The sequence below is a fragment of the Microbispora sp. NPDC088329 genome (genome assembly GCF_040685655.1).
Classification (GTDB): domain Bacteria; phylum Actinomycetota; class Actinomycetes; order Streptosporangiales; family Streptosporangiaceae; genus Microbispora.
Window position 1 is genome coordinate 114,399 of sequence record NZ_JBFBIP010000026.1, and the last position, 8,900, is coordinate 123,298.

An 8,900-nucleotide genomic window follows, 5' to 3' on the forward strand; every position below is an offset into this window, starting at 1 on the left:
AAGGCCACGACGTCTTTCCGGCGTGCACCGGCATGACCAACTGTGGCTCCGCCACCGTCGCCCCGTCTACGCCGCCAGCCTCCGTCTCGCCACCATGCCACCCGATACCCGGAGTATCGGCTAACCGGAACGGCGGGCGTCAGGACACGACGTCCCGGCGCCGGAAGCGGCGGAAGGCCAGGGCGATGAGGATCACCGAGTAGGTGACGGAGACCGCCACGCCCTTCACCATGCCGCTGTAGTCGGGCTCCGGCGCGAGCGCGTCGAGCCAGGCGGTGTTCCAGAACGTGGGCAGGAACTCGCGCAGCGAGCCCAGCGCCTCGACCGCCTGCAGGATGCTGCTGACGATCACCAGACCGACCGCGCCGCCGACGGCGCCGAGCGGGGAGTCGGTGCCGACCGACAACAGGAAGGCGACCGCGGCGACCACCAGCTGGCTGACCAGGGCATAGCCGATGACGACGGCGAACTTGGGCAGCACGTCCGCGGCGGGGATGACCTCGCCCGTGCCCGGCACGGTGATGTCGTTCCACCCGAAGGCCAGCGTGCCGGCGAGCAGGGCCATCAGCGGGAGCACGGTCACCGCGGCGGCCGAGTACGTCAGCGCCACCACCAGCTTCTGACGCAGCAGCCGGTCGCGGGGAACCGGTGCCGCCAGCAGGTAGCGCAGCGACGACCAGCTCGCCTCGCTCGCCACCGTGTCGCCGCAGAACAGCGCCACGGCGACGACCAGCAGGAAGCTGGCCGAGACCGACAGGGCGAAGGCCGCGAAGTTCAGCCCGCCCGCCGTGGCCAGATCCGACAGCCGCAGGCTGCCCTGGCCGCGCCCGGCCGGGCCGAACTGGAACGCCACCACGAGCACCCACGGCAGGGCGAGCAGCACGCCGAACATCGCCAGGGTCCGGCGCCGCCGCAACTGCCGCATGAATTCCACCCGCAGCGGCAGTGTGCGCCCCGGCGCGTATCCGGGCGCCCGGCCGCTCGGGGGAACGTGCCCGGTCAGCTCCGGGGCCGGTCGCTTCGCGGGGCTCAACGGCTCTCTCCGATCAGGTCGAGGAACACGTCCTCCAGACGGGGCCCGCCGCCGTTGACGGCCGTCGCGGTGCCGAGCAGGTCCTTCACCGGCCCGGCCGACACCAGCCGTCCCCGGTGCATGACGACGACGTGGGTGCAGGCCTGCTCGACCTCGGCGAGCATGTGGCTGGAGACGATGACCGTGCGCCCGCGCTCGGCGTACGCCCTGAGCACCCGGCGCATCTCGGCGATCTGCGGCGGGTCGAGGCCGTTCGTCGGCTCGTCGAGCACGAGCAGGTCGGGGAGGCCGAGCATGGCCTGCGCGATGGCCAGGCGCTGGCGCATGCCCTGGGAGTAGGTGCGCACCGCGCGGTCCAGGGCCGCGCCGAGCCCGGCTATCTCCAGGGCCTCCTCCATGTGGGCGTCCTGCGGCGGTCGTCCCGTGGCCTGCCAGTACAGCTCCAGGTTGGCCCGCCCGGACAGATGCGGCAGGAACCCCGGCCCCTCGACGAACGACCCCAGCCGGGACAGCACGGGAGCCCCCGGCCGCACGCGCGTGCCGAAGATCCGGATCTCGCCCTCGTCGGGGTGGATGAGACCCATGAGCATGCGCATCGTGGTGGTCTTGCCCGCGCCGTTCGGCCCGAGCAGACCGAGCACCTGGCCCTTCTCGACACGGAACGACAGGCCGTCGACCGCCTTCTCGCCGTTGCGGTAGCGCTTGCCCAGCCCGCTGATCACCAAGGGCACCTCGGCGGACTCGGCGTCCGGGGCCGCGTCGTCGCCCGCGTGGGTGCCGCGCCTGGCCCTGCCGGTCAGCAGGAGCACGGCCGCGACCACGATCGCGGCGAGCGGCATGGCCCACGTCCACCACGCGGGGCCGGCGGCGGGCGTCCGCAGCGCCGCGTCCCCGGGCAGCTCCAGCGCGGGGGACTCCAGTGCGACCCGGTAGACGGCGGGGGCGGCGGGCGTCGCGTACCCGAGGTCGGTGGTGGACACCACCAGCCGCATCCGGTGCCCGGCGTCGAAGCGCCTGTCGATGGCCGGAAGAGTCACGGTGACCGGAGTGCCCGCCTCGCTGGCGGTGATCCGCAGCGGTGAGACCAGGCCCGACGGGAGCACCGGGAGGGATCCTCCGGAGACGTCGTAGACCTTGGCGAACAGTGTGGCCTCGCCCGTGCCGTACACCCTGATCGTGACTGCCGGGCTGCCCGTCACCTGCGTGGGCCTGGTCAGCGGGGCCGACTCGAAGACGGCCGCCTGACCGGGCATGTCCAGCGCGATCGACGCGCCGCCGCCGTTGCCGCCCAGCAGCCCGCCGAGGCCCGGGACCGCCGAGATCGACGACGGCGACCCGCCCGCCGGGTTGGCGATCGGCTGCTGGGGGCCGTCGAGGGTGATCGTGGTGCGCTCCCCGCCCGCCAGGCCCGGGTAGCGGCCCGCGGTCGCGTGCAGGAGCACCGGGCGGCGCGTGCCCGGGTCGCGCCCGCCGTCCCTGGTCACGGTGAACGCCGCCGGGCCGCCGTCGCCGGTGGATGAGCCCGACCCCTTGAGGTAGCGGTCGAACCAGCCGGTCGTACGGTCGGACAGCCAGTCGGCCTCGCCGTCACCGCCGTCGTGGCCGCCGTTGAACCAGGCCACCTCGACCGGCGCGCCGGTGGCGGCGATCGCGCGGGCGTTGGCGTCGGCGTGCGAGAGCGGGAACAGTGAGTCGCGCTGGCCCTGGATCAGCAGCGTGGGCACCTTGATCCGGCCGGGCACCGAGATCGGGCTCGACCGCCGGAGGAGATCGACCGCCTCCTGGCCGGCCCGGCCGGTCTCGGCCACCTTCTGGTACATCTCGCAGATCTGCGGCAGGAACCGCCCGCACCGCACCTGCTCGGTCCCGGGAGTCCGCCCGGTCCCCTGGCCGGTGAGACCGGCGATGCCGCCCGCGCCGAGGCCGCCGTCCGGAGCCAGCCGGTCGGCGGCGGAGCTGAAGAAGATGCCCGCCCACATCTTCTTGAAGACGCCGTTGAGCGGACCCTTGCCGGAGGCGTCGGGGAAGAGCGCGTCGGCGAGGTCGTACCAGGTGATCTGGGGGACGATCGCGTCGACCCGATTGTCGTAGGCCGCGACCATCAGCGCTATCGCCCCGCCGTACGAGCCGCCGGCGATGCCGACGCGCGGGTCGCCCGGGGCGTCGAGACGCACCTCGGGCCGCCCGGCCAGCCAGTCGATCAGCCCCCGCACGTCCTTGACCTCGTAGTCGGGAGAGTTGAGCGCGATCTGCCCCGTCGAGCGGCCGAACCCGCGGGCGGACCAGGTCAGCACGGCGTAGCCCTGCCCCGCGAGCCGTCCCGCCTGCTCGCGCACGCTCTCCTTGCTGCCGCCGAAACCGTGCGCGAGCAGCACCGCCGGAGCCCTCCCGCCGGAGGCCGGGGGATAGAAGGTGGCGTCGAGATCGACGTGCTGGTCGTCCGCCGGTCCGTCCACGACGGGAATGACCAGGTCGCGACCCTGCACGGTGGTGCCGGAGGGCCACAGTGCCCACGTCACGCCCGCGGCGGTCAGGATGACCAGCGTGACCACGATCGCGAGGGCACGCCGCCCACCCGGAAACGTCATGTCGCGATGCTACTCGTCACTCCTGAGAGACCGCTGAGGAGCCCGTCGCGCCTGTGGATAACCCCCGTGACGACGACGTGACCCGATCGTAGGTACGAATCGTGATAATGCATCGGGGTAATCCCTGATTGCGCCCCACCATAGGGAACGGCATCATTTCGCGCGTGAATGGAACGCCGCTCAAGCAGATCCCCGCTCGCGCGATCGAGTGGGCTCTTCCGTACTGGACCCGGGGGGAGGCGGGCAGGCGGACGCCGGAGGACCTTTTCCGGGTGCTCTACCTGGGCTGGCTCGCGGCGTTCGCGCTCAAGGTGCTCGGGTCGAGCTGGGACGTGTCGTGGCACTTCAAGTGGCTGCGCGACGACCTGGCTCCGCCGCACCTGCTCAACACGGTCGGCACGGTGATCGCGGTGGCGCTGACCATCGTGCACTGGTACACCGGCTACGGGGTGGACCGGACGTCCTCCCGCCTCATCGTGTGGGGCACCGGGGTCTTTCTCATCGCGATCCCGCTCGACCTGATCAACCATCGGGTCAACGGGCTCGACATCACCGCGTGGAGCCCGTCGCACGCGTTGCTGTACATCGGCACCGCGCTGATGCTCGCCGGAGTGATCCGCGGCTGGTATGTGGGTTCGGGCCGGTACGCCGGGATCTCCGGCAGGCGGCGTGCGCTGGTGCTGGGCGGCCTGTTCGCGTTCTTCCTGGAGAACGCGCACTTCCCCGAGCTGCAGCAGGAGTACGGCGTGCTGGAGCTGGCCTCCTGGGACCGCGGGCAGCCGTACGCCGAGCCGACGCTGCTCGAATTCGCGGCCAACCAGATGGGCCGGGCCGTCGACCGCGCGATGGTGCTCAAGTTCTCGCTGCCGATCCCCGACGTCGTCTATGCCGTGTACGCGGGGGTCCTGGGCGTCGCGATCCTGGTCTTCGCCCGCGTCATGGTCGGCCGCCGTCTCACCGCCACCGCGATCGCGGGGGTCTATGTGGCCTACCGGTGCCTGATCTGGCCGCTGCTCGTCGGGGGCGGCTTCCCGCCGTCGGCGATCCCGTTCTTCTTCCTGCTCGCCGGGATCGGCGTCGACCTGGCCTTCCTCGTGCCGGTCCGCTATCTGCGGCCGCTCGCCGGCGCGGTGCTCGCCACCGCCGGGGTGTACGGAGGGCTGCTCGTGCAGGACCGGGTGCTGGAAGCCCCGCCGTACGCGCCGGAGGCCTGGCCGGCGGCGCTCGCCGCCCTGGTCGTGGTGTGGTACGCGGTGGAGTGGTTCGCCGGTCGCAGGGGCCTGACGGCCGCCGCCGCGGAGGACAGGATCGCCGCGGAAACGACGATCACGGCTGGGTCCGCCCCGTCGCGCGAGGTCGCGTCCGAGACGACGCCCGAGACGACGCCCGAGACGACGTCAGTGGAGACGCCCGCGCCCGCCGCCGTGTCCGAGCCCAGGGCCTGATCGTCCACGCCCGAGCTCACGCGCCTTTTTCGAGCCGCTCCCGCGCCGGGGGCGGCTCTCGGCGTCTCAGGACAGGACGCGGGACAGGACGCGGGACAGGGTGCGGGACAGGGTGCGGGGACAGGACGAGCAGGTCAGGGCAGCGGGTCAGGCTACCGGGGTCTTGGTCAGCGCGACCGCGACGCCGTACGCGAGGCCCATCACCGTCAGCTCCAGAGCCGCCCAGGCGGCGAACGCCGTCGGGGTCCGGCGCGTGACCGCGGGCAGCAGCCGCCAGCGGATGTTGGCCCCGAGCAGTGCGATCACCCCGGTGAACACCGCCTTGGCGACCACGAGCCGGCCGTACCCCGTCGTGAACAGCGACGCGGGGAAGCTCTCGCCGGGCGTGAGCAGAAGCTCCACCAGACCGTTGAAGAGCCCCGACAGTCCCACGACGATCAGCGCGTACGTCGCCAGCCGGGAGAACCGGGGCAGGGTGCGGGCGAGCAGGTCGCGATGGCGCGGCAACAGCACGGCGAGCGCGACCAGGCCGCCCACCCATGCGCAGGCGCCGATGACGTGCAACTCCATCGAGACCATGCTGAGGTCGTGCCAGTACCAGTTCGAGGCGTGCCCGGTGACCGGGAGCGGCAGCAGCCCGAACCCGGCGACGAGCACCCGCAGCTCGGCCGGCACCTTCTCGCCGAACCGCACCGCGAGCATGCCCACAGCCGCGCTGGCCAGGGCGCACGACGCGCTCACGATCATGCCCTGGCCCGCGCCGATGCCGTCGACGTACGCCGCCACGTCGGGGAACGCGCCCGGGGTGATCTCGGCGGCGCTGAGGACGGCCGACACGAGCGCCGCCGCGCACCAGACCAGCGAGAACAGCACGGCCCAGTGCCGGGCCCTGGCGGCGACCGGCTCGGTCCGGTCCGGGTCGTCGAAGCCGAGGAGCTTGGGGAGCAGGCTGAGTCCGACGGTCGCGGTGGCGGCCAGGTCGAGCACGAGCCGGACGACCGGCAGCCCGTACTCCACGATCGTGCCCGGCATGGGGAGTCCCGGCACCGTTCCGGGCAGGGTGAGCCAGGTCGCGATCACGACCGCGAGGACGCCGCCGGCGGCCAGCCCCGCCGCCGGGACCCGGGCGCGGGCGTGCTCGGCAGCCGGGGCGGACCGGCCCGTCGGAATATGACGTTCCGAGGTCGTGGTCACGCCGTTCCCTCCGTCTTCGCGCCGCCGGTCTTCGCGCCGGCCGGTTCTGTTCCGGCCGGAGAGGCCGTCCGCGCCGTCGCCGCCGCCGGATGAGCCTGGACCGTCCCGTCGCGCATGCGCCGGTCGTGGCGTACGAGCACCCGCGTACACAGCGCCAGCAGGGCGGCGGTGACGGCCAGCAGCCCCCACACCCAGCTTCCGCCGCCCTGGCTGATCGTCGCTGTGCCGGTCGTCGTTGTGCCGGGGACCGCCGCGCCGGGCACCGGGGTGGCAGTCGGCGCACTGACCGCCCCGGGCGCCGCCCCCCCGCCGGTCACGCTGAACGTCACGGTGCCGGTGACCGGGTGGCCGTCGTTCGACACGATGCGGTAGCCGATGGCGTAAGCGCCTGCGGGGGTGCCCGTCCGTACGCCGACGGAGACGTTCCTGCCGTCCACCCTGATTTCGCCCTGCTCGTAGTGAACGGCGTCCGGCCCGGTGACGGCGATCCTCGCGAAGTCGCGGCGCACGGCCTGATCGAAGGTGAGCGTGACGGAGGCGGGCATCGCGCCGAGGACCGCGCCGTCCTTGGGATCGCTGGCGACGAGCACGTCGTGCGCCTGCGCGGGCGTCGCGACCAGCATCACCGTGAGCAGGGCCAGTAGCGGTGCGGCGAGCACCCACAGACGGCCACGCGTCGAGACGCCGCGCACGGCCGCCGTTGACGGGGTGGTCCGCCCCGTCGTTCGCCGAACCGCGCGCGTGGTCGGGGCGTCGTTGCACATCCGGACGACCTGGTCCACCTGCCTTGCCTTCCTTTCACCGGGCGCCGACCCAGCCATGGTCCCATTGATCGCGGCCCCCGCACGCCGCGGCCTTCACTCGCGAGCATGCCGCTGGTCACGGCCCCTCGCCGCCCCGCCCTCACCGGCCCATGTCCGGAGTTCATCCGGTGCGCCGGGCTCGGGTGGGGTGGTGGTAGGTGAAGGTCCAGCGGTCTTTGCCGGTTGTGTGGCGGGTGTAGCGCTCGGGGTGCTGGTAGCGGTCGCGGTTGTGGAACTGGCAGGCCGGGCCGAGCAGCTTCAGGTCCGTGAGCCCGCCGGTGCTCCAGTTGTCGGCGTGGTCGATCTGGCAGAGGGTGGCGGGCAGGGGGCAGCCGTCGATCCAGCAGGTGGCGTAGCGGGCGAAGATCGCCCGGCGTTGGGCCGGGGTGGCCAGCCTGACTTTTCGGCCCATGTCGAGGACCTGTCCGTCGGCGTTCATGACCAGGCGTACCAGGGTGGAGGTGCGGGCCAGGCGGTGCACGCCGGAGACGGGCAGCACCTGCCCCGTGGCCAGCAGCAGCCCCGGCGCCCTGCCCAGCAACGCCCCCAGTCCTGACCCCGGGTCTGCCCCCGCCCCTTGCCCCGGGTCTGCCCCCGGCTCTGTCGCCGGGTCTGGACCCAGCCCTGTCACCGGAGCTGCCCCCTGCTTTGGATCCGGCCCTGCGGGCGGCGTCTGCGGCGCTCCTTCCGGTAGTCCCGGTGGTGTCCCCGGCGGCTCGCTCGACGAGCGTCCTGCCCCGCCGCACCCGCACCCGCACGCGCTCTCGCCGTGCCTGCGGCGCCCGTGGCCGTGGCCCTCACGACCGCAGGTGTCACAACTGTGGTCCTCGCACGTGCCCAGGCCATGCCGGCGCTGCTCGCCGTGCACGTCGCCGTGGGCCTCAGGTGTGCCCAGCCCATGGCGGCATCCCCCCGCAGGCTGAGGCCCGACGTGGGCGTGACGGGCAGAGGTGCCCCCGGAAGGAGGATCCGGCGGTTGCCACTCATCCCAGCGTGACCCACCCGACCGTGACTCGCTCGACCGCGCCTTCTCCGACCGCGTCCCCTCCGACCGCGCCTTCTCCGACCGCGTCCCCTCCGACCGCGTCCCCTCGGGCTGTGTCCCTTCCTGCTGCTTGCTTTCCGGCTCGTTGCCCTCCGACTGCGCGTAGTCGGCCGCGTCACCGGGTCCAGCGGCACCGGCACCCGGAACCGCGTCCGTTCCTTCGGCCTCGCCGGACGCAGAGCACACCGCCTCCTCAGCGGGCTCGATGAGCTTGGCGGGTCCCACGGACTCGACTGGCTTGATGAGCTCGGGAGCGGCCGACTCGGGTGCGGCAGGCTCGGGCTCTGCAAGCTCGGGGGCGGCGGGCTCGGTAGTCTCCGTGCGATCGCGCAGGTCATCACCCCGGCCGTCAGCGTCAACGACGTCAACGCCACCCGCATCATCCGCGTCACTCACGTCATTCGCGTCCTCCGGGCCAGCGGCGTCGGTGGTGCCGGTGTCCTCGATTTCCTCGGTGTCGCCGCCGTCGGTGGTGGTGGGGTTCTGGGGGTGGTTGACGTCGTCGTCCTCGGGGTGGTTGGCGTCGTCGCCCTGGTCGCCTTGGCCGGGGACCGGGTGGTTGACGTCGTCGTCCTGGTCGCGCTGGTCGCGCTGGTCGCCCTGGTCGGGGGCGGCGGGGTCGGTGGCCGGGTTGGGGGCGGTGTCGGTGACCGGGTCGGTGGGGAGGGACTCGGCGTTGACCAGCACCAGAAGCTCAGCGACGATCTTCTGCTCCAGCAACGCGATCAACGCATCGGCCTGACGTACCCGCAGCGGCCGGTCATCACCCTCCGCCCGGGGCCGGGCATAGGC

General features: G+C 72.9%; 5 protein-coding genes and 1 pseudogene. 1 reads left to right on the forward strand and 5 read right to left on the reverse strand.

The genetic code is table 11. The features are described 5' to 3' along the window. Positions 1-139 precede the first annotated feature (139 nt). Both AB0O28_RS34500 and AB0O28_RS34505 read right to left on the reverse strand, forming a co-directional pair. Entirely contained in the window at positions 140-1,033 is an 894-nt protein-coding gene (locus tag AB0O28_RS34500; protein WP_363646769.1) for an ABC transporter permease subunit, read from the reverse strand. After that, positions 1,030-3,621, reverse strand: coding sequence for a CocE/NonD family hydrolase (locus AB0O28_RS34505; protein ID WP_363646770.1), 2,592 nt, complete (start codon positions 3,619-3,621; stop codon positions 1,030-1,032). Before AB0O28_RS34505 ends, AB0O28_RS34500 begins: the two co-directional genes overlap by 4 nt. A gap of 164 nt (positions 3,622-3,785) precedes the next feature. Between AB0O28_RS34505 and AB0O28_RS34510 the strand changes: the two genes are divergently transcribed. Further along, on the forward strand, positions 3,786-5,066 hold the full coding sequence (locus tag AB0O28_RS34510; RefSeq protein ID WP_363646771.1) for a hypothetical protein: 1,281 nt from the start codon (positions 3,786-3,788) through the stop codon (positions 5,064-5,066). A 147-nt stretch (positions 5,067-5,213) separates the two neighbouring features. Here the strand turns inward: AB0O28_RS34510 and AB0O28_RS34515 are convergent, their stop codons facing one another. The 3 genes and pseudogenes from AB0O28_RS34515 to AB0O28_RS34525 all read right to left on the reverse strand — a co-directional run. Next, positions 5,214-6,260 (reverse strand): CopD family protein, encoded by a 1,047-nt coding sequence (locus AB0O28_RS34515; RefSeq protein ID WP_363646772.1) that lies wholly within the window; start codon positions 6,258-6,260, stop codon positions 5,214-5,216. Then, complete coding sequence (locus AB0O28_RS34520) at positions 6,257-7,042, reverse strand: copper resistance CopC family protein (protein WP_363646773.1); 786 nt, start codon at positions 7,040-7,042, stop codon at positions 6,257-6,259. Before AB0O28_RS34520 ends, AB0O28_RS34515 begins: the two co-directional genes overlap by 4 nt. A gap of 142 nt (positions 7,043-7,184) precedes the next feature. Next, positions 7,185-8,900 (reverse strand): annotated as a pseudogene (locus AB0O28_RS34525) (hypothetical protein); the annotation flags it as partial.